General features: G+C 69.0%; 18 protein-coding genes (1 of these 18 only partly in view). 14 read left to right on the forward strand and 4 right to left on the reverse strand.

Translation table 11 applies throughout. From position 1 onward, the window contains the following. The 14 genes from KPL57_RS08175 to KPL57_RS08240 all read left to right on the forward strand — a co-directional run. Nucleotides 1-583, forward strand: a protein-coding gene (locus KPL57_RS08175) for an IS3 family transposase (RefSeq protein WP_226351113.1) (it extends 682 nt beyond the left edge of the window). Within the gene, nucleotides 1-583 belong to an annotated coding region that runs on past the window's edge; the region does not span the whole gene. A 202-nt stretch (nucleotides 584-785) separates the two neighbouring features. Next, nucleotides 786-1442, forward strand: a complete 657-nt coding sequence (locus KPL57_RS08180; protein ID WP_226351114.1) for a response regulator transcription factor — start codon at nucleotides 786-788, stop codon at nucleotides 1440-1442. Nucleotides 1443-1446: 4 nt separating this feature from the next. Further along, entirely contained in the window at nucleotides 1447-2844 is a 1398-nt protein-coding gene (locus KPL57_RS08185) for a HAMP domain-containing sensor histidine kinase (RefSeq protein ID WP_226351115.1), read from the forward strand. Beyond that, on the forward strand, nucleotides 2841-3782 hold the full coding sequence (locus KPL57_RS08190; protein WP_226351116.1) for a TAXI family TRAP transporter solute-binding subunit: 942 nt from the start codon (nucleotides 2841-2843) through the stop codon (nucleotides 3780-3782). Before KPL57_RS08185 ends, KPL57_RS08190 begins: the two co-directional genes overlap by 4 nt. Before the next feature lie 288 nt (nucleotides 3783-4070). Beyond that, nucleotides 4071-5057, forward strand: a complete 987-nt coding sequence (gene sbnA / locus KPL57_RS08195) for a 2,3-diaminopropionate biosynthesis protein SbnA (protein WP_226351117.1) — start codon at nucleotides 4071-4073, stop codon at nucleotides 5055-5057. Between the two features lie 11 nt (nucleotides 5058-5068). Beyond that, complete coding sequence (sbnB, locus tag KPL57_RS08200) at nucleotides 5069-6076, forward strand: 2,3-diaminopropionate biosynthesis protein SbnB (protein ID WP_226351118.1); 1008 nt, start codon at nucleotides 5069-5071, stop codon at nucleotides 6074-6076. A 43-nt stretch (nucleotides 6077-6119) separates the two neighbouring features. Further along, nucleotides 6120-7364, forward strand: coding sequence for a hypothetical protein (locus tag KPL57_RS08205; RefSeq protein ID WP_226351119.1), 1245 nt, complete (start codon nucleotides 6120-6122; stop codon nucleotides 7362-7364). A gap of 2 nt (nucleotides 7365-7366) precedes the next feature. Continuing rightward, complete coding sequence (gene asnB, locus KPL57_RS08210; RefSeq protein WP_226351120.1) at nucleotides 7367-9172, forward strand: asparagine synthase (glutamine-hydrolyzing); 1806 nt, start codon at nucleotides 7367-7369, stop codon at nucleotides 9170-9172. A 5-nt stretch (nucleotides 9173-9177) separates the two neighbouring features. After that, nucleotides 9178-10197, forward strand: a complete 1020-nt coding sequence (locus KPL57_RS08215; RefSeq protein WP_226351121.1) for an aspartyl/asparaginyl beta-hydroxylase domain-containing protein — start codon at nucleotides 9178-9180, stop codon at nucleotides 10195-10197. Nucleotides 10198-10256: 59 nt separating this feature from the next. Next, nucleotides 10257-11522 carry an ATP-grasp domain-containing protein gene (locus tag KPL57_RS08220; RefSeq protein ID WP_226351122.1) on the forward strand — a complete coding sequence of 422 codons (1266 nt, stop codon included), beginning with the start codon at nucleotides 10257-10259 and terminating at the stop codon, nucleotides 11520-11522. Beyond that, nucleotides 11519-12829, forward strand: coding sequence for a DUF1116 domain-containing protein (locus KPL57_RS08225; RefSeq protein ID WP_226351123.1), 1311 nt, complete (start codon nucleotides 11519-11521; stop codon nucleotides 12827-12829). Before KPL57_RS08220 ends, KPL57_RS08225 begins: the two co-directional genes overlap by 4 nt. Next, nucleotides 12826-14067, forward strand: coding sequence for an MFS transporter (locus KPL57_RS08230; RefSeq protein ID WP_226351124.1), 1242 nt, complete (start codon nucleotides 12826-12828; stop codon nucleotides 14065-14067). The genes KPL57_RS08225 and KPL57_RS08230 overlap by 4 nt, the downstream gene beginning before the upstream one ends. Further along, complete coding sequence (locus KPL57_RS08235; RefSeq protein WP_226351125.1) at nucleotides 14064-15089, forward strand: low specificity L-threonine aldolase; 1026 nt, start codon at nucleotides 14064-14066, stop codon at nucleotides 15087-15089. The genes KPL57_RS08230 and KPL57_RS08235 overlap by 4 nt, the downstream gene beginning before the upstream one ends. Nucleotides 15090-15407: 318 nt before the next feature. Then, complete coding sequence (locus tag KPL57_RS08240; RefSeq protein WP_226351126.1) at nucleotides 15408-15977, forward strand: hypothetical protein; 570 nt, start codon at nucleotides 15408-15410, stop codon at nucleotides 15975-15977. A 365-nt stretch (nucleotides 15978-16342) separates the two neighbouring features. Here KPL57_RS08240 and KPL57_RS08245 read toward each other — a convergent pair whose 3' ends face one another. From KPL57_RS08245 to KPL57_RS08260, 4 genes are all read right to left on the reverse strand, one after another. After that, nucleotides 16343-16552 (reverse strand): hypothetical protein, encoded by a 210-nt coding sequence (locus KPL57_RS08245; RefSeq protein ID WP_226351127.1) that lies wholly within the window; start codon nucleotides 16550-16552, stop codon nucleotides 16343-16345. A 179-nt stretch (nucleotides 16553-16731) separates the two neighbouring features. Next, complete coding sequence (locus KPL57_RS08250) at nucleotides 16732-17349, reverse strand: ParA family protein (RefSeq protein WP_308252826.1); 618 nt, start codon at nucleotides 17347-17349, stop codon at nucleotides 16732-16734. A 175-nt stretch (nucleotides 17350-17524) separates the two neighbouring features. Then, nucleotides 17525-19201 carry an IS1634 family transposase gene (locus KPL57_RS08255; protein ID WP_226350710.1) on the reverse strand — a complete coding sequence of 559 codons (1677 nt, stop codon included), beginning with the start codon at nucleotides 19199-19201 and terminating at the stop codon, nucleotides 17525-17527. Nucleotides 19202-19266: 65 nt separating this feature from the next. Next, nucleotides 19267-19803 (reverse strand): transposase family protein, encoded by a 537-nt coding sequence (locus KPL57_RS08260; protein ID WP_226351129.1) that lies wholly within the window; start codon nucleotides 19801-19803, stop codon nucleotides 19267-19269. Between the last annotated feature and the right edge of the window lie 253 nt (nucleotides 19804-20056).

The following is a 20056-nucleotide window of genomic DNA, read 5'->3' on the forward strand; positions in this document are numbered from 1 at the left end:
GCACACCACGATCGTCGAGCAGCCCCGGCAGACGGTGCCCGACCTGCTCAGGCGGGATTTCACCGCCCCAGCACCGAACCAGGTCTACGTCGGTGACATCACCTACCTGCCCCTCGCAGGCGGGACGAACCTGTATCTGGCCACGGTGATCGACTGCTGCTCCCGCAAACTCGCCGGCTGGGCCCTGGCTGATCACATGCGCACCGACCTGGTCAACGACGCGCTCCACGCCGCGGAACGGGCTCGTGGGTCGCTGCGCGGGGCGGTCTTCCACAGCGACCACGGAGCGGTCTACACCTCGAGTGCCTACGCCGAGCTCTGCGACCGGCTCGGGGTGACCCGTTCCATGGGCGCGGTCGGGTCGTCGGCGGACAACGCCTTGGCCGAGTCGTTCAACGCCACCGTCAAACGCGAGGTCCTCCAGGACAGCACCTGCTGGCCCGACGCGGCCACCTGCCGACGGCAGGTCTTCAGATGGCTGACCCGCTACAACACCCGCCGACGGCACTCCTACTGCCAGCACCTGTCCCCGAACACCTACGAACAGGCCCTCCGGGCTACCGTCACAGCCACAGCCGCGTAATCAACCACCGTGTCCAAGATCCGGGGTCAAGGCCCTGGGTCGACTGGTACAACACCCGCCGACTGCACTCCCGGATCGGCAACATCCCACCCGATGAACACGAGCAGGCCTACTACGCTGAACACCGCTCACCCGAGCCCCGTACCGAAGCGGCATAGAACCGTGGACGCTTCACTGAGGTGGTGCGGCACGATGTCCCATCGTGAGGGTGTTGGTGGTCGAGGATGACTTAGGCGTGGCAGGTGCCCTAGCAGAGGCGGTGCGTGTCCGCGGGCACGGCGTCGTGCACGCGCCGTCCGGGGGTGCAGCGATCGGGTTGCTCGGCGAGGTCGATCTGGTACTGCTCGATCTGGGCCTGCCTGATTGTGACGGCCTGAGTCTGTTGCATCAGGTACGGCAGGACTCTGCGGTCCCTGTGATCGTGTTGACCGCTCGCTCTGCGGAGGGTGACGTCGTGCGAGCGTTGCACCTCGGTGCCGACGACTACTTGGTCAAGCCGGTACGTCTGCGCGAGTTACTTGCCCGCATCGATACCGTCGTGCGCCGGGCTGCAAACGTGCTCGCAGACGCTACAGTGGTAGAGGTGGAGGACGTGCGGGTTGACCTCGGTGCCCGCCAAGTTATCGTCGGCGCAGTAGACATGCCCCTGACCGGGAAAGAGTTTGCCGTGCTCGCGTCGCTCGCCAGCCGCGTCGGAGTGGCCGTGAGCCGCCGCCAGATCCTCGAGGAGGTGTGGGGGACCGCGTCGGTCGCCAGGTCGAAGTCGCTGGATGTACATGTCGCGGCGCTGCGGGCTAAGCTCAACCGCCCTGGACTGGTCGCGACCGTGCGTGGGTTCGGTTACCGCCTGGGTCGGTGACGAGGTGCAGCGACGTCTGTTGCTCGTCCTCTCGTTTTTCTCCTTGCTTACGGTGGCCGCGTTCGTGATGCCGTTACTGGAGCAGCAGGCGACCACGCGGGCCCAGGCTTGGGCGCTGACTCGCGGCGCCGACCTCGATTGGTTCGCCGAGATGGCCGCCCTCGAGGGAACCGATGATTCCCACGGCGTTCTGGACTGCGGCGCACGTCGTCACGCGGACCTCTACCGCGAAGGCGTACTCGTCGTCGATGCGCAGCGGCGACCGGTGGTATCGGTCGGCCTCGCGCTGGATGCCCCTGGGGTGCCCGCTGCGCTGGACGCGGCGCTGCGCAATCAGCCGTCGGTCGCCCCGACGTGGATTACGCCGTTCGCCCGCGACTCGGTGTTGCTGTGGCAGCCGGTCGGGACCGGGCACCGCGCCAACGGGGCTGTGCTGCTGCTCGCCGACCCGGCACGAGCGGCCGCTGACGTGGCCCTTACCTGGGCACTTGTGCTGTGTGGGGCACTTGCTGCAGCGGTCGGGTTCGCTGCGCTCGCGCTGCTGCTGGCCCGCTGGGTGCTGCGTCCAATCGGGGTGCTGGCCCGCGGCGTCGGAGCCGTCGCGCAAGGTCGCGCAGGGGAACAGATCGCCGTCTGTGCTGGGCCGCGAGAACTACGTGAGCTAACTGAGTCGTTCAATCGGATGTCGGCAGCGGTCCGTGCTGGCGCAGCTGAACAGCAGCGCCTCGTCGCCGATGCGTCGCACCAGATTCGGAACCCGCTGAGCGCGTTGCGGCTGCGAGTCGACGGGCTTGACCCCCATATCGCTGCCAGCGGTCGCGCCACTTACGACTCCACGCTTGGAGAAATCGACCGGCTGGAACGACTGTTGGATGGGATGCTGGGACTCGCCTCAGCTGAGGCGCAGTCGGCGGCGGTCGCTGCCGGCACCGCTGCTCCCGCACACTGCAACGCCGCCGTCGTCGCAGCCGGTAGAGTCGACGCGTGGCGGTTGGCCGCCGCCGCCTCGGGGGTAACCCTCGAGGGCTACTCCGGTGACTGGGAGTCCTTGGAGCTGCCTGTCGGCTGGCCCGACGGTGATCTGGAACAGGTGCTGGACGTGCTGTTGGACAACGCTGTGCGGCACACCGGCCGCGGTTCGACGGTGCGGGTGCGGTGGTCCAGCGGGCTGAACGGCGGGACGGTCGCGATCTCCGACGACGGACCCGGGATCGCCGCCGACGATTTGGCCCGCGCTCGGCAGCGGTTCTGGCAGGGCGCTTCCCCCGGCACCGCCGGAGGCTCCGGGTTGGGACTCGCGATCGCGGACCGGCTGACACAGGCACACGGCGGCCGCCTCGACCTCGAGTGTCGACCATCCGGCGGGCTACTCGCCACCGTCGTCCTAGGACCGATTCAGTGAGCGCGCGGGGACAGCCGCGGCGCTCGATCCTCGGTGGGCTGTGCCTACTCCCGATGCTCACATCATGCACTAGCGTCGCGCTCGATGAACTCTCGCTGGCTGCAGGTGAGCCTGGTGGATTCTATGCCGAGTTCGCGGATCTGCTCGCAGCGGTCTCACGCTCGGCCGGGTGGCCACTGCGCCCCGTCACGACCGGGGGCTCGCGCAGCAACGCCGAGCTCGTCATCCGTGGGGGCGCCGATGTCGGGCTCGCCCTCACCGACCTCGTCCTGGCCGCGCGGGCCGGGGCGGCGCCATTCGCCGCACCACTAGAGCTGCTCGCGATCGGAAGGCTCTACGAAAACTACCTACAGCTCGCGGTGCGGTCGTCAGCGCCGTTCATCCGGCTCGCTGATCTGGCTGGCCGGGCCGTGTCGCTCGGCACACCTGGTTCTGGCGCATCGCTGTTGGGGACCCGCCTTGTCGCCGCGGCTGGGATCACAGTGCGGGCCTGCGAGCTCAACCTCGCCGCGGCGACCGCGGCGCTAGCCGACGGACGGATCGACGCATTTCTCTGGTCCGGCGGGGTCCCGACACCCGCGGTCAGTACGCTCATGGGCCAGAGCCCGGTCCGGCTGCTCCCGCTCGCCGAACACCTACCCGCGCTGCGCGCCCGATATGGCATCGGCCCCTACTCCACCGCCGTTATGCCTGCTGGAGTCTATGGTGCCGCCACACCGATTGCGACGATCGGTGTGGCAAACCTGCTTGTCGCCGCGCCAACACTGCCTGGTCGGGCCGCAGAGGCTCTAGCCCGGCTACTCGTCGAGCGGGCCTCTGACCTGGTGCCCACCTCGGCGCTGGGCATCCAGTACTTCGATCAGCCTGTACTCGTCGATACCGGAGACGTGCCGCTACACCCCGGAGCCGCCGACGCTTACCGGGAGCTGCACGGGTGAGATTCCAAAGACAGAGTTAAGAACAGGCGCGCGCCCGCGGCCAGGAGTCTAACGTTGCACCATGCGCTCCGCAGAAATGAGGATCCCGAGCAAGGGGAAACTCTGCCCTACCTAAGGTGCAGCCCGCGGCCAGGCCGCTTATTTATTCCGGCAGGTCGCTTACTCTTCCCCGGTAATGACCACGGTTTCGCGGCCCTATTCCCCACTCGCCGCGACCTGAATAATACCGCTTAATAAGCAACCCTCTCGCCCTGCGCAAGCTCGTTTGGCCCAACAATCGGAGATGCGATGATCGTTCACGATCCCCACGAGATCGTCACCGACGATATGTTCGTCGAATTGCACGGTTTCGTCGAGGGGAGTGACGTTTTCGTCAAGCTGGAGGGCCTCAATCCGGCGGGATCGATCAAGCTCAAACCTGCAGTCGCGATGATCGAGCGTTGCGAGCGGCGGGGAGAACTGGTCCCGGGCGGACGGTTCGTGGAGTCGTCCTCGGGGAGTCTGGGTGTGGCGCTGGCGATGGTCGCCGCGGCGCGCGGATACCACTTCACTTGCGTGGTCGATCCGAACGTCAGCCGACAAAGCCTGGACGTGATCCGCAGTCTGGGTGCCGCCATCGTCCGGGTTCAGGGGCGCGACGCGAACGGCGGGTTCCTCGCGACCCGGATCGCCGCCGTGCACGACATGCTCGACAGCGACCCCAAGCTCGTCTGGCTGAACCAGTACGCCAATCCGGCTAATCCCGACGCACACGCCGACAGCACGGCGACCGCGATCCTTCGCGAACTGGGCCGGGTCGACCACTTGTTCGTCGGCGCAGGCACCACCGGCACGCTCATGGGTTGCGCGAGGCACTTCCGAGCGTTCTCCCCGTGGACTCACCTGGTCGCCGTCGACTCGGTGGGCTCGGTGACCTTCGGAGGGCAATCGGGGCCGCGCCACCTACCGGGTCTGGGGGCCAGCCGCCGCCCTGAGCTCTACTCTCCGGACGCGGCCGCCGAACACGTGCTCGTCGACGAGGTCGAGGCGGTGCGCGTGTGCCGGCACATGGCAGGGCGTTATGGCCTGCTGCTGGGTGCCTCGAGCGGCTCCATCCTCGCCGCGGTTCTGCGGGCAGCCGGCCGCATCCCCGCGGGCTCTCGCGTCGTCGCACTCTCACCGGATCTCGGCGACCGGTACGTGCAAACGATTTACAACGACCAGTGGGCGGCCGAGACCTATGGGCCGGACGCGCTGCTGCCACTGCTGCCCGCACGACGCAACGTCGCCGCCTGAAGGGGCAGACCGTGTTCACATTCGACATCGTGCGGGGCGGCACTGTGCGTGCCGTCCTCGAGGAGTCCCGATCTGATGTCGTGGACATCGTCGAGGCGACCTACGTAGATCACCATGCTGGCCGTTCGGTGAACCCGCGGAGCCACTTCCTACGTTTTCCTGAGAAGCCGTCCTCGCGAATCATCGCGCTGCCCGCTCATCTGGGCGGCGAGCACGCCACGGCTGGCATCAAGTGGATTGCCAGCTTCCCGGACAACGTGCGAGACAACGTCCACCGGGCGTCGGCAGTGCTGATTCTCAACGACTACGCGACCGGCTTTCCGGTCGCATGCCTGGAGGCGTCGCAGATCAGTGCTGCCCGAACCGCCGCGTCAGCCGTGCTCGGCGCCGAGCAGCTCACTGGCGGCCGACGGGCGGACCGCGTTCTGCTTGTGGGCGCTGGTGTCCTCGGGCGGACCGTGGTGGACTACCTCGCCGCCCGCGGGTGGGAATTCGGACAGGTCGCCGTCACCGACTTGGTCACTTCCTACGCCGACTCGTTGCGCACGTACTCCGAGGACCTCGGTTACCGATCGAAGGTCGTCGAGGCCACCCGCCCCGAGATGTCCGACGCTGACCTGATCGTGTTCGTCACGACCGCAGGCGAACCATGGGTGTTTGACCCCGACACGTTCGCCGCGGGCCAGACCGTCCTCAACATCTCGCTGCGGGACCTGTCGCCGGACATCGTCGCCGGCGCCCGAAACATCGTCGACGACGTCGACCACTGCCTCACCGCAGATACATCACCACACCTGGCCGAGCAGCGACTCGGCCACCGCGACTTCGTCGACGGGACGCTCGCCCAGCTACTGACCGGCGAACGGAAGCTCGACAACGACCGGCCGTTGATCTTCTCCCCGTTCGGCCTCGGCGTGCTCGATCTCGCGGTGGGCCGGCACGTGCATCGCGTCGCCTCCGAACTCGGCCTCACCGTGGAGATCCCGGACTTCTTCGGCGAGACCGAGCGGTGGGCCTGAGCACCGCCCGGCATCGCCCACCCCAACGGCAAGGAGCTCTGCAATGACCACCGACTCCATCCTGCGTCCCCCAGCCGGTGTGACGACCGGGCCGCATGTCGCCGAACTCGTCGACCGCTACCGCGCCCGGTTCGACTGGTACCGCGACATGCTCGACACCGCAGGGGCACACCGCACCGGCCGCCTCGCCGACCTCCCGCTTCTGGACAGCGAGATCCTCACCCGGCACTACTACGGCGACACGCGTGAGGTCCCCGGCACCCACGCGTTCTTCACCTCCGGAACCTCTGGCGGTGCTCGCAAGCAGATCCTCTACTGCGAGCAGGACGATGCCGATTACATCGCCCACCGCGGGGACCTGTTCACCAAGTTCCTGACTGGTATCGCGCCGGACGAGGTCGCCGTCGCCGACCTCGGCACCGGGCACGCCGCTGCATCGGCGCGTCAGATCTTCACCGATCTCGGGCTGCAGGCTCGCGACATCGACTTTCGGGCACCACTGCCCGAGCACCTGGAACGGCTCTCGGAATGGCAGCCGGCGGTGCTGTTCACGATGCCGATGATCCTCGACCGCATCATGGCCGCTCTGCCCGAGCCCGACTTCCGGCCGCGGAAGATCATGGTCGTCGGCGACGTCGCGCCGGCCGCCTGGCGAGCGGGTGTGGCCCACTGGTTCGGGATCTCACCGAACGACGTCATGGACGTGTTCGGGAGCATCGAGATCGGTGCCATCGGGTACTCCTGCGCCGAGACCGGGCTCTATCACTTTCACGACCACATCGTGGCCGAGGTGGTCTCCCCGGACACCGTCGTTCCGGGTGCGTCGCCACGGCCGCCGGGCGACGGGCTGCTGCTACTCACCTCCACTGCCCGGCGCCAGTTCCCCGCGCTGCGCTACGTCACCGGCGACCTGGTCGCGGGACTGCGGACGATCCGCCGCTACGGCCGCGATGTTCAGGTGTTCGACCGCATCGAGGGCCGGATCACGAGTGACTACAAGCATGGCGAGCGCCTGTCCGGTCACGACCTCACCCACGTCATGGCAACGGTGTTCCCTGGCCGACCCTTCGAAGCGATGGACGACGGCCACCTGCGGATCCGAGTCGCCGGTGACCCTGTCACCGACGAGGAGCAAAGGGCGCTGCGGGCGGCCGTCGCCGATGTCGCTCCCGACGTTGCGACCATGGTCGACTCCGGACTGGTGCGGCCGATCGAGGTTGAAGCGGTCCACGCCACCGACCTGCGCTCCGGCCACGGCAAACGCCGGTTCGACCTGGCGAACACCTGACCATGTGCGGAATCACCGGGACCACCGGATTCGGACGGATCGGGTACGAGGACGGCTTCGTCGATGCGGCGTGCGCCGCCCTACATCATCGCGGCCCGGACGAGTTCGGCGTCCACCGGGACTCCGCGGTCGCGCTCGGTATGCGGCGGCTGCGGGTGATCGGCTTGGTCGGTGGCTCGCAGCCGGTCTACAGCGACGACGGAACCGTCGTCGCCGTGGTCAACGGCGAGATCTACAACCATCGCGAGCTGCGCGCTTTCCTACGAGGACGCGGGCACCGGGTCCGCGGCACAAGCGACGTCGCTGTCGTGCCTGCGCTCTATGCCGAGCTGGGTGAGGCGTTCACCGAGCGGCTGAACGGTATGTTCGCGATCGCGCTCTACGACGCCCGCACACAACGTCTGGTGCTGGGCACTGACCGCATGGGCAAGAAGCCCCTGTTCCATGCCTCACTGCCGGACGGGTCGGTCGCGTTCGCCTCCGAGCTGGACGCGTTGACGCGTCACCCGCGCTTCGAGCGGACGATCGACCCGGTCGCCGTCGACGAGTATCTCAGCTATCGGATCGTGGGTGCCCCACGAACGATCTACCTGCAGGCTAGAAGGGTGCCGCCGGCAACGGTGCTGGTGTTCGACGGGCGCGGCGCGCCCGCCGAGCGGCGGTACTGGGACTTCGGATTCACCGGAGAGCTCGACGGCATCACCGGCCGTGAGGCCGAGGATCGGCTTGATGAGCTGTTGCGCGCCGCCGTCGAGGATCGGCTGGAGTCCGAGGTCCCGCTCGGGGCGATGCTGTCGGGCGGCCTGGACTCCAGCCTGGTCGTGGCCGTGGCACGCCGCATGTTGGGGGCCGAGCTCCACACCTTCTCGGTCGGGTTCGACCACGCGGGCTTCGACGAGTCCGCTCATGCCCGGCGGGTAGCCGAGCACTGCGGAACGATCCACCACACACGCCAGATCACCGCCCGCGACGCACGGCAGTCGGTCGAGCGAATCGTGCGACATGTCGGGGAGCCTTTCGCCTTCCCGTCCACGATCGCCGCGGATGTGATGTACCGGCTGGCCCACGAGCACGTGACGGTCGTGCTCACCGGCGACGGCTCGGACGAGGTCTTCTGCGGCTACGGTCGCTACCAGCGGTTCTTGGACGCTGACACCGAGGCGGGGCTTGCCGGCCGCTACCACCGGGTGCTCGCCGACGGGTTGCCGGACGCACTAAAGAACAGGCTCTACAGCCGGAGTTTCCGAGCCGATCTGCCCAGCTTCCCGGTGGATCACCTCGGTCCACGCTTCGCGCGGACCCTCACCGGCGCGCCGGACCTGGATCGCGTCATGCACGTGGACTGCCGGTTCTGGCTCCCCGACGCGCAGCTGGTGAAGATCGACCGGATGTCGATGGCTCACTCGGTGGAGCCCCGCAGCCCACTGCTGGACCACCGGCTGATCGACTTCGCCTCCCGGATCCCCGCGTCGCGCAAGCTTGTCGAGGGTCGGGAGAAGGTCCTGCTGAAGCGGGTCGCCGAGCGCTACCTGCCGCACCAGGTGGTGCACCGGCGCAAGCAGGAACTCGCGGTGCCACTGGAGTCCTGGCTGGCCGACGAGCTGCGCGGCGACATCCAAGATGCGCTCCTGAACGACCAGGCGCTCGACCGCGGCCATCTCAAACCCGACGTGCTACGAGACGTCGTCGCCGAGTTCCGTCCCGAGCACAGCTACGCGCTGTGGACGCTCTACATGCTCGAGCGCTGGCACCAGATCTATATCGACCGTGACGACGCCGTGGTGCCGGCCGTGGCCTCGGCCCGCTGACCACCGTGACCGAGAACGGAGTACTGATGAATGCGAACACGCTGAGCCCCGCGGTGCCGATGCCCGCCGAGGCCACCCTGCTGCGCCCGACCTTCGACGCCGCCCGGATGCTGTCCGAACTGGCTGCGGTCCGCACGCACGCCTGGGACCGTCAGCGCGTCTACGACGACAAGGGCGTTGGCTCGCAGACCGATGTCGACTGGCGCTGCCTGGCGCTACGCAGCCCCGGCGGGGACGGCGACCGCACCGATCCCGGCGGCCCGGGGGCCGAGGACTTCGCCGACACCGAGTGGCTGGATCAGCTGCCCTATGTCCGGCAGATCCTCGGGTCGATTCCGGCACCGTTGCACGCCGTGCGGCTGATGGCGCTCGGTCCGGACACGGTGGGCATGGACCACACAGACCCGAAGTACGGGCCCCGCTGGGGTGTCGTCCGCCTGCACGTTCCGGTCGTAACGAACCCTGCGGCGCTACTCGTGCTCGACGGAGTGGAACACGCCTGGCAGCCCGGGGAGTTCTGGTTCGGCGACTTCAGCCGGACCCACCGCGTACAGAACCACGGCGCCGAGGCCCGGACCCATCTTGTGATCGACGCGCTCGTCGTCCCAGGTCTGGCCGAGGTGTTCCCGCAGAGCTGGGCGAGCTACTTCGCCGACGGCGATGTTCTCTTCAACCGCCAGGCCTGCCCGCAGCGCGCGGTCGAGCGCGCGCGGGCCGCCTGCCGGCTCGAGATACCGGTCTCGTTCGGGCTCTGGGAGTCCGAGGCCGATCTCGCCGTCGGCGAACCTACGACCCTGGCACGAGTGCACGAGACCGGTAGCGGCCTGGAGCTTGCGCTCGACACCGGGCAGCGCCTCGGCCTCGTCCACCTGGGGGAGTCGGAGTACCGGTTCGCCGGATGGAGCGAGGAGCGCACGCTTCAGCTGTTCACCGACGGTCCGACCCCGAGCGCCGTGCTCCGCACGCGCGCCGGACGCCAAGGGCAACAGCTGACCGTGCCGGTGACCCCGGGTCAGCAGCGATGAGCAGGTCGATGCCGCCGGCACAGGATCGGCCAGCCGTTCTGCTCACGACTGATCTCGTCGTGCTCTGCCGGCACCTGAACCTGATCGCGGAGATCCGGACCCGCGGCTACGAGCCCGCGGTCGTCCTCGGACCCGAAACGAGTTCCGACGAACTCACCCGGCGCCGAGCCGACCCTGCACATGCGTTGCACGACGCGATCGAGATCGTGCACCTGCCGGACTACTCATTCGAGACGCTGCTCACCGCTACTACGCAGTTGGGCCAGCGCGTCGAGATCGGTGCGGTGCTGAACTGCGGGGAGCTGTTCGTCGACTCCGCGGGGGCGCTCGCCGAGGCACTCGGGCTGCCCGGGCCCGGTGGGCGCGCGTCACGGATCGCGCGCAACAAGCTGCTGCAGCGGCTCTCCGCGCCAGGCCTGGCGCCGCGATGGTTACCGCTCGGTCCCGGTCGAGACCCGACCGCCGCCGATGACTGGCAGCACTACCCGGCCGTGCTCAAGCCGGTCGGCCGGATGTCCAGCTCAGGCGTCCGGGCGATCAACTCGCCCGCCGACCTGTCCACCGCACTGCAGGGATATCCGGCCGGGGAGTTCCTACTGCTCGAGCAGCGGGTGGGTGGGCCGGAGTTCTCCGTGGAGTCCCTCGTGCACGACGGGGAAGTGGTGTGGGCCGACGTTACGGCCAAGACCACCAACGAGAGCACGACGTCGTACTTCACCGAGACCGGCCATGTGTCCCCCGCCGCCGCGCTCAACGACGTCGGCCGCGAAACCCTTTTGGACGCGAACACCGCGCTGCTGGCGGCGATGTCGTTCGGCACCGGGATGAGTCACGCCGAGTTCCGGCTGTCCGACGACGGCGGCCGAGCGGTACTGATGGAGGTCGCCGCCCGCCCGCCCGGCGACGCCATCACGAGGCTGTGGCAGCTCTCCTCCGGCGCGGCGATCGAACCGGACCTTGTCGATCTCGCGCTTGGCCGCCGCATTCCGCCACGGCGCACCCGCCGCCGCTGGGCGCAGCAGGTCTACCTCGACCACCGTCGCGGCCGGTTGCGCGACGTGCTGAGCGACGAGGCGCCCGTCAGCTGGATCACCGACGACGGTCGTTGGCCCGACCTCGTCCCGGCCGGCGACGACGACCCGCCCCGGCTGTGCGCCGTGGTCGTCACCCGCAGCCGGGGCGAACTGCTCGGGGAGCTCACCGACTCCGGCGGACGTTCGGTGTCCGTGGTCATCGACTGCCCTCTCGCTGAGGACGTGGCCGCCGCTGCGGCCCGCCTAACCAAGACCGTCTCCGTCGAGGTGGACGAGGAGGACCCCGCATGAGCACCGGTTTGAGCACCGATCCGATCGAAACCAGCCCGGATGTCACCCCAAACGCGCACGCAGTCGCCCGCATCCTCGACTCCGAACCGGTGCTGACCGACGTCGTGCCCGCCGGCGAGGTCGTGCCCGGAATGACCCCGAATACGATCTTGACCTCCGGCGCGCCACTACCGTGGGTGGCCTACACCGGTGGGCAGCGTCGCGCCATTGTCGGCGCTGCCGTCTTCGAAGGACTGGCAGCCGACGAGGCCACAGCCGATGCCCTCCTGACCTCGGGCGACATCGTCTTGGAGCCCTGTCACGATCACGGCGCCGTCGGGTCGTTGACCGGGGTGACGACATGGTCGATGCCAGTCGTCGTCGTACGCGATGAGACCCACGACCGGCAGGGGTTCTGCCGGATCAACGAGGGCCCGTCGACGGAGTCCCTGACTTTCGGCGTGTGGTCTGACGCGGTGCGCGCCCAGCTCGAGCACGTGCGCGAGACCGTCGCCCCGGCATTCGGGGCTCTGCTGCGTGAGGTCGGGGGGATCGGGCTGCGGCCACTGATGCGCCGTGCGCTGCTGCTCGGCGACGACCTGCACAGTCGGCACACGGCGTCCGGGACGCTGCTGCGCACAGCAGTGCTCGAAGCGCTGGTCGCGAGTCCCGAGCCTGTCACCGCCGCGCGCCGTGACCTCGTCCGATACCTGCGAGAAGCCGACTATCTGTTCCTGCACATGGCGATGGCAGCGTCGAAGGCCGCGGCGGACGCGGCGGCCGGCGTACCCGGCAGCGGAGTGGTCACAGCCATGACGCTGAGCGAGCGGGAGTTCGCGATCAGGGTGTCCGGGTTCGGTTCGGAGTGGTTCCGCGGGCCGCTCCCCGACACCTCCACGCTGCGCGGCAGGTTGTTCGAGCCGTGGACGCACGCCGACCTGGCCTACGTAGGCGGCGAGAGCCTGATCACCGAGACGGTCGGTCTCGGTGGGATGGCTGCGGCAGCAGCGTTCGCGCTGCAGGACTTCTCCGCTGGCACCCCCGAAGCGATGGTCGAGCTGACCCGGTCGATGTACCGGATCACGGTCGCCGAGCATTCCAGTTACCAGATCCCGTACCTGCGCTATCGCGGCGTCCCTTGCGGGATCGATGTCGCTGCTGTCGCCGAGACCGGGATCGTCCCGGCCATCCATCTCGGCGCGACGCTGCGCGACGGTGGCCATGCCGGTGCCGTGCTCTTCGCACCGCCGATCGAGCCCTTCCGCGCCGCCGCAGCCCGGCTGGCCTCCGCCCCGACGCCCGTCACAACCGGAGGTACCGTCCGATGACCGCGCTCCCACCGGCCCGCTCCGCAGGCAAGGCCGCCCCTGGGCCATTGCGCTCGTGGCTCGGCGTCGTGGCGCTGGGCTTGGGCGTCTTCGCGTTCACCACCAGCGAGATGGTGCCGATCGGGCTGCTCACGACGATGGGCGCGGACCTCGGTGTTTCCGAGGGCAGCACCGGTCTCGCGGTGACGCTCTACGGCGTCGTCGCCGGGGTGTTCGCTCCGGTGCTGACCGCCACCACTCGCCGGTTGGATCGCCGGACGCTGCTGCTGGCCGTCCTCGCCGTGTTCGTGATCGGCAACGCCGTCACCGCGCTGTCGACCAGCTATCCTTTGATGCTCGGATCGCGGTTCTTGACCGGGTTCGCGCACGGGGTGATGTGGTCGATCGCCGCCAGCATCGCAGTGCGGCTAGTCCCCCCGAAGGCCTCGGTTCGGGCCATCGCCGTGGTGTTCTCCGGGATCTCGGTCGCCTCGGTCGTCGGGGTGCCGTTCGGCACGCTTCTCGGGGATGCCGCCGGATGGCGCACGGTGTTCTGGGTGATCTCCGGTCTGGGTGTGGCCACCGCCATGGCCACGGCCACCCTGCTCTCGCGGATGGAACCGGCCGGGGTCGTCGTCCTGCGCGATCTGCCGGCGCTGCTGCGAGGCACACCTGCCCTGCGGATCGCTGTTCTTGTCACCGCCGTGATGGTGACCGGGCACTTCGCTGCCTACACCTACGTCACACCGTTCCTGGAGCAGGTCACGGGCATCGAGCCGGCCTGGATCGGCGGCCTGTTGTTGCTCTACGGCGCTGCGGGCGTGCTCGGGAACTTCCTGTCGGGCGTCGCCGCGGCGCGCGCGCTACCCGGCACGATCATCGTCTGTGCCCTGGGACTCGGGGTCTCGATCGCGCTGATGATCGTCGCCGGCAATCTGACGGTGCCGGCCATCGTTCTGCTGCTGACCTGGGGGCTGTTCTACACAGCGCTGCCGGTCGCGTTGCAGACCTTGGTGTTCAGCTCTGCCTCGGATACCCCGGAGGCCGCCACTTCGCTGTTCGTGATGGCCTTCAACGTGTCGATCGCGCTTGGCGCCGCGATCGGCGGATTGACCATCGATGCTTCTGGCCCAACCGCGACGATGTTGGTCGGTGCTGTGCTAGCCCTCACCGCCGCTGGGGTTATGGCGGCGGGGCGTCGCGCCAGCAGCACAACGTCCTCCTCGGTCGACGGGGCGCCGAACCTGGACGGCAGATGACCGCGACCGCGATCCTCGACTTCCGGTCGGACACCGTCACCCTCCCCGACCCCGTGATGTGTGCTGCGATGGGCAGGGCCGAACTCGGCGACGACGTGCTGGACGGGGACCCGACGATGCGGCGGCTGGAAGAACGAGCAGCAACCGTGCTCGGCACGGAGGCCGCCTTGTGGGTGCCCAGTGGCTCGATGGGCAATCTGATCGCGCTGTTCCTGCAGGTGCGACGCGGCGAGCGCCTCCTGGCCCCCGCGCAGGCCCACGTCCTCGACCAGGAGGTCGGAACGGCGTTCTGGCTGGCCGGCGCCACACCAGGGCCGCTGCCGTGGCGGACTGGCGCGCCCGGCCGGCCGGCACCGGACGCCGTGCGGACTGCGGCTGCATCCACCGGGCCGTACTTCGCGCTGCGCACGACGGGCCTGTGCCTGGAGAACACCCACAATGCTGCGGGCGGCACGGTGACTACTGTGGATGAGCACGACGCCTTGATCCGCACTGCGACCGATGCGGGACTGTGGGTCCATCTCGACGGTGCACGGATCTGGAACGCGGCCGTACGACTTGGGGTAGCGCCGGCCCGGTTGACTCGTGGTGTAACCACCGTGCAGGCGTGCCTAAGTAAGGGGCTCGGGGCGCCGGTGGGGTCGGTGTTAGGAGGATCGGTGGCGCTCATCGCCGAGGCCCGACGAGCGCGTAAGATGCTCGGCGGCGGGATCCGACAAGGCGGCATGCTCGCCGCCGCAGGCTTGGTCGCCTTAGACCGGATCGCACGGTTACGTACCGACCACGAGACCGCCCGCGTCCTGGCCTCCGGCCTCTGCGAACTCGGGTGGGACGTCGATGTGCCCGAGACGAACGTGGTGATGTGTCGGGTGGAGAACCCGGATGAGGTAGTGCGGAGGCTAGGCGCCCGAGGCCTGTTGACAGTGCCCGTCGTCGGCCGGGTGCGCTGGATGACGCACTCCGGGGTGGACCGGGCCGCAGTCGGCGAGGCATTGGGGCGGCTGGCCCAGGTGCCGACGTGAACGGGATCTCGCAGGCACCGACGGTGCGAGGCGCCACCGCACGGCGCTCTCTGCTCAAGTTCGGCACGCTCGGTGTGGGCGCCACGTTGACGGCGGAGACCGTCGTCAACGGCGACCTGACGCGGCCGGCACCGGGCGGCTACCGCGAACGTCGTGAGTCTCATCGCCGTGCTACTCCTGGCCCCACCGCTGCCGGTCTGCGCGCCGCGTTCCGCACGTTGTGCGGCGCGCTACGGCGACGCGAGGTGCGATGGTGTCATTTGCCTCGCCGGCGGCGTATTTCTGCTCCTGTCCCAGTTCACCATCGGCCCGGGGGAGATGCTCGCCGCAGCGCGGCAGCTGCGTGACGACCCGCTGCTGGCCCGGCTCTCACCACGAGCGATCCGCGCCCAGGTGAAGCCGTTCTGGCGGGCCGGGTGGACCAACAACGACCTCCGGGACGCCCTGGCACACCAACCCAGCACCGACGGACCGTCCCGGCCCGTCGAACGCTGCCCCGCCGGGCAGGTCCGCTGGCCGGCGGCGTGGCTACGCCACCGCCTCGGCCCCTGGACCGGCCCGTGCGGGCCCCTCAGGGCCCCGCACGCCGACGCCCAGGCCCGGACCGCTATCGCGGCCCGGCACGGCCACGCCGCCGCGCAGCGGCTGCCCTACGGCCACACCACGCTGCCCGCCGCGGCCCTGCGAGCTGACGACCAGCAACGGGCTGAAGCCCGCCTCATCCTGGCCGGTAACCAGACCCGAGATCGACACGCACGCCTCAGCAGGCTCGTCCCCGACCACAACCCCGCCCGCGTCAGCACCCGAGAGGCCACCCGCGCTCAGATCGCCGCTCTGCTCCAAACCCAGCGCTCCCGACGACTCGTCTCTGTCGGGGCGTCGTGCTGAACACCGGCACCCGCGCCCGACCGGCGGCTCTCGACGCGCACGAACGGTGCTGCCGCGCCGCTTCCGGTCCTCGCCCGCCAGAGCGGGCTCCGGTCCGGATCGACTTGCCCACGACCACCCGGCGCCACTTGAAGCCGTCACAGACGCCCTCAACGCCCACTACAGGCCCGTCTGTCACCGCCGCGAACGTCCCCGGCCCGGCAACAGCCAGGACAACAGCGCCATGAAGAAGGACGACCATCCAGGCAGCACCGGAATGCTGGCCTGTGACGTCGACCTTCGCGGGCTCGGCGCCCTGGGTTTGCTGTCGGGCGCGCGAGTCAACCTCCGAACGACCGTAACGCAGTGTTGCAGTAGTCCCGTAGTTACTGCCTGCCGTAGCCAGTCGGATCGTCGGCGATGCGGTCCCGGACAGCGGCGGCGAGGTTCGGGTCTGCGTCCAGCTCGGCCAGCAGCGCTCGGACCACGACCGCGGCCGGCAGGTCGGCGACCACGCCCAACTCCTCCCGGAGCGTGTTCCGGCGCGCACGAAGCCGTTCATGAGCCAGCGGGGACAGGTCAACGGTCATGCGCACGGGTTTCGTCCTCGGGGTGCTGGCCGCAGAGCGCGCTGGCCAAGCTGGTGGTAACGAGGGCGGCGGCTGATCGGCGGTCAGGGCGACCGGAGCCGGGTGCTGTGGGGGCTGCGCCTGCTCGGCGGCCGGTGCCCGGTTCGCTGCGCGGGAGGCCCGCGACCGCAGGTCCTCGCGCCTACTCACCAGCCACCCCGACCCGCGATCTCGGCGGCAGCGTCCACCACAGCGGTGTCCTCGACCCGGAATCTGACCGCGGCGCCGATGACCTGGGCGTAGCGCTCGGCCAACGGGATCACGGCGCGGCAGGAGTATCGACGTGACTCGTCCAGCATCTCCCGGTAAACCGCAGCACTGGTGGTGTTCGTCCGGACCCGATTCCACAGCACCGAAACCAGAGCCGGCCCGGAGCGCAACGGTTCCACTTCGTCCAGGGCGTCCCACACCTTCGGCAAGACGTCCCACTCCGACGAAGTGGGAGCGAGGGTCACCACGACATCAGTTGCAGCGCGCATCGCCGAGTAGACGATGCCGCGTTGCAGCTCCAGCGGCGGCGTGTCCACCACGACGACGTCATAACGGTCCGGGGACACGATCCCGGAGAGTTCCGTATGCAGCTTGTTCGTGGCGAGACCGAACACAGGGATGTACCAGTCGGCGTCCTGCGCCCAGCGAGTCAGCGTGCCTTGCGGATCGGCATCGACGGCGATCACGCGTCGGCCAGCCGCGGCCCACGCGTGCGCGAGAAGACCAGTGGTCGTGGACTTCCCGCTGCCGCCCTTCAAGTTCGTGACGGTCACGACGCGGAGTCCGGGACCGATAGAGAGGGATGGAGGCGTCATCCACCAAGTATACTGGAATACGGCGTGCAGTAATGCCGTCAACATGGGAAAACCCTGCGCTGCAGCGCGGGCGACGGCAAGCCAATCCGCACCGTGCTCTTCGCGTCGTCACACCTGACTTCGGTCACTTGTCTTAGTGCTTCGCCGCGGGCTGACGGAGCGCGTCGAGGAGGGCCTGTTTGTCGGCGGGGACGGCGGGCGGGAAGGTCTGCTGGGTGCCGTTGATGGCGATGGTGGCCGAGCGCAGTGGTCGGAGCTGGCGGACGACGTTGCGGATGGTGAGCCCGGTGCGGTTCTGGATCTCGCGGGCGACTGCGAGGGCGGTGAACACGATGGTCAGGTGCGCTTCGATGGACTGGCGTTGGTGGTGGAACATCGGGCGGGCGCGTAGGTCGGTTTTGCTCATCCGGAAGGACTGCTCGACGTGCCAGAGGTCGTGGTAGTCGCCGATGATCTCCCCGGCCGCTGCGCCGCCGGCCGGGATGTTGGTCACGTAGCCCTTCAACCCGACCAACCGGTATGCCCGAGCCAAGGAGGCCTCGTCCAGGGCGCGGGAGCCGTTGGTGACCTTGACGAACCGCGGTGTGCGCGCGGGCTTCTCGCCGGCGATGACCTCGCGGGCCCGGTTCTCCTGCAGGGTCAACGTGCGCCGGTCCCGGACGGCCCGCTTCGTGGAGTAGGCCCAGACCGCCCGCCAGGATCCCGGATGCTGGTTGGGGTTCCAGACGGGCTCGGCCTTGACCTTCGGGCTGTTCTCGCTGCGCCCGGTGCGGCGGTCGCGTGGTGTGAGGGTGTCGATGATCTGCCCGTCGACGAAGGCGTCGCCGTGCCAGTGGAAGTGCGACTCCAGGTCAACCGGGGCCTTGGTGAGTCGGGAGCCGACGATGAACCGCAGGCCGGCCTCGTCGAGGTCGCGCAGGTTCGCGGCCGAGAGCATCCCTGCGTCGGCGACCACGACCATCCCGCCCGGCTCGACCGGCAGCTGGTGTCGGGCCCGGAAGGCCTCGATGATCGGCAGGATCGTCGCGGTCTCGGTCTTGTTGCCCTCGAAACAGCCGATCTCGAGGGGGAACCCTGCGCGATCGACCAGCAGCCCGACGACGACCTGCGGGTCGACCCGGCGTTCCTTGGAGAACCCGACCTTGCGCAGGTCGTCCTCCTTCTCCGCCTCGAAGTAGAGGGTGGTGACGTCGTAGAGACACAACGACACATCCCCACTGCCACGGGCGTGGGTGAAGCAGGCCCTCGCGATCTCGTCGCGGTAGCTGCGCCCGGTGCAGCGCAGCAGGGTGCGGCGCATCGTCTTTTCGCTCGCCGCGGTGACGCCCAGACCGGCCAGCACCCGACCGGTGTCCAGGATGGACGTGGGCTCGACGATCCGGGCGATCACCAGGTCGCGGAACGTGTCATCAGCGACCTCTGCGAACCCGAGGCCCGCGTAGACCTCGGCGAGGATGTCGAACAGCACCCGCGACCCGGTCGTGATCACCTGCGGCGCACCCACCCGCCGGGTTGTGGTGCTCGGGGCGCGCCGCGGCATCTGGCCGAACAGCCCCTCCTGCGTGGCACCGCCGGCCGCGGTGGGCGCGATCAGCTCGGCCCGCCGGGGTGACGGCGCGACGCCCAGATCCAGGGCCTGCTGTGCAGCGTCGTCGATCAGCCCACGGGCCTGCTCGACCAGCAGGCCCAGCTCGGCCTCGGTGTGCGCTGACCCGACATGGGCCACGATCCGTCGATGGCCCTGCACGGACTCGGCGATCTGGACCGCGGTCGCCCCGGAGGCCGTCCGTACCCGCCTCACCCACGCCACCTGACCGAGCGTAGAGCACCGAATTAGTGCCTCACACCGCTCCCGCGCAAACACATCACCGCAGCTCAGCGCAGTACAAGCTGCGAAACCAGGCTCGGGTGACCAAAGTCAGGCGGAAGCCAGACGCTGCCATCGGCGGCACGGACGTGGGTGCCACGCAGGGTCTTGCCGTCCAAGGCCAGCACGCGACGCTGTTCTCGCCGGGGTGTGCCCTCCGGGGCCGGCTGGGCGCTGAGCTGGGGCAACACCCAGGACTGCAACGCCGCCTCCAGCGCCGAGGCGTCGACCCGTTGCAGGACCCGGCGGATGGTCGACTCGTGCGGAGCGACCGCGCCCACCCCGAGCACGTCCAGCACGGTGCTGCCGGTGTCGTGGACGTACTCGGCGATCGCGGTGAACGACCGGGCTCCGGTCAGCACCGCGCACGCCCCCAGCAGCGACACTACGAGGACCCCATGGCCGACACCACGCGGTTTCCGCGGGTCCGGGACCTGCGACAGAGCCTCCACCAGCGACACCACCGCCGCCTCACCGACCGGCGCGGCTCTCCCCGCGTCAGGATCAACCTCCAGGCCTTCCAGAGCAGCAACGATCGGAGACACTGACACTGCGGACACAGGCTTCCTGACGTGAGCAAGGATTCGACACCCTCATGATCACGCCAAGCCTGTGTCCGCACCCACCCCCACCCCCCACATCACCGCAGCTCAGGACCCACCCATCACGACTTTGCCGGGGCCCTGGGCAGGGGGTCATCCGATTTTTCGGATGACCCGGTTGAGTCAGGAGTCTGGGAGGTCTTCGTTGCGGTCGATGAGTTCTGTGCGCCAGACCTGGGCTGTGATGATGCCGGGA

Source organism: Pseudonocardia sp. ICBG601 (assembly GCF_020496245.1).